The organism is Enterococcus sp. LJL120 (genome assembly GCF_054871765.1).
Genome location: NZ_JBTXLV010000039.1, coordinates 1 through 1274, shown reverse-complemented (window position 1 = coordinate 1274; position 1274 = coordinate 1). Strand labels below are relative to the sequence as shown.

The 1274-nt window shown below is 36.8% G+C and carries 1 protein-coding gene; it reads left to right on the top strand.

Annotated elements, in window-relative coordinates; translation table 11 throughout:
• Positions 1–184: 184 nt before the first annotated feature.
• Positions 185–1274: lectin-like domain-containing protein (locus ACYSNU_RS18900; protein WP_461738617.1), on the top strand; the 1090-nt coding region annotated here is incomplete at its 3' end.

Genomic DNA, 1274 nt, shown 5'->3' with positions numbered 1-1274 from the left:
TGACTTGGGTATTGTCTGACACTGGTACAGATAGCCCAACTGCTTAGTTCCGAATCAGTAACAACAGTACAACTTTCAAGTAATCATTAAGTCTTAAGGATTGCGAGAAAGTTACTGTAACAATCCATGGTTTAAACAGAAGAGCACACAAAAATACTAGTAAAGACGGATAGGATGGAGAGAGATGAAGAAAAAGATACGGGAACAGTTAAGATGGGGCATAACATGTATAGTCGGTCTTTTTTGTCTGTGGTTCTTGCCGAGTGTAACACTTGCGACATCAACTACCGCTTACCCTATTACAACAGAGTATCAAGAAATTACAGATATAGCAGGTGTTAAAAATAATTTCAGTTTATCTGGTGACCCCACTAAGCCAGCATACTGGGATCCCAATTCTGATTATGCTATCCTAACCGAAGATAAACAATATCAATTGGGGTCAATGTATCTTAATAATAAAGTCCAATTAGACAGTAATTTTAGTATTACGGGAAAAGAAATGGTGTACTTCAAAAAAGGCACACCCATGGCTGATGGGATTGGTATTATTTTCCATACAGGAGCTGTCAATCAAGCTGGTAATAAAGGTGGAGATCTAGGAGTAGGAGGTCTCCCAAATGCGCTTGGTTTTGTATTTGATTTCTACAGAAATGCAGGTGACCCTGTTGTTCCGTATATTGGAATTTGGTCTACAGATAGCACAGGAACAATTTCGCGTGACAAAAATATTGCTACACCAACATTACAAAATTTAGCAACAGGTTATTATACTTTTGATTATAGCTTCACATATAACTCGACCACTTCCCCAAGGACAATTACTTTTCAGATGAAATATAACGGTGTAAATTTAATAGATGGGGATGGTTATGTTCTTAATATTCCTAATGATGTTTATGAATATTCGTTCGCAATTACAGCTTCCACTGGCTTTTACAATACTTTTCAAGCTGTAAAGGTTGATAAATCTTCCATACCAATTTTAGTTACAAATACTCCTACAGTAACGAAAGAAGTGGGATCGACTTATGCCACAACTTTAACATTAAAAGATAAAACCAGTACGGATCCGAAAATTCTTGCTAATTATCCTGATGGAGTACCTTATCCAGCAGGATCAGTTGTGACTGTGAATGGAACGGACTATACAGTAGATGATAATTCATCGATTACGGTTCCTTTAGGGGCAACAGATACTGAAACAGATTTAACAATCGCGGTTAAATCGTTTAAAGAATACAATAACCAGAAATTTGATGGTAGAGTTTCAG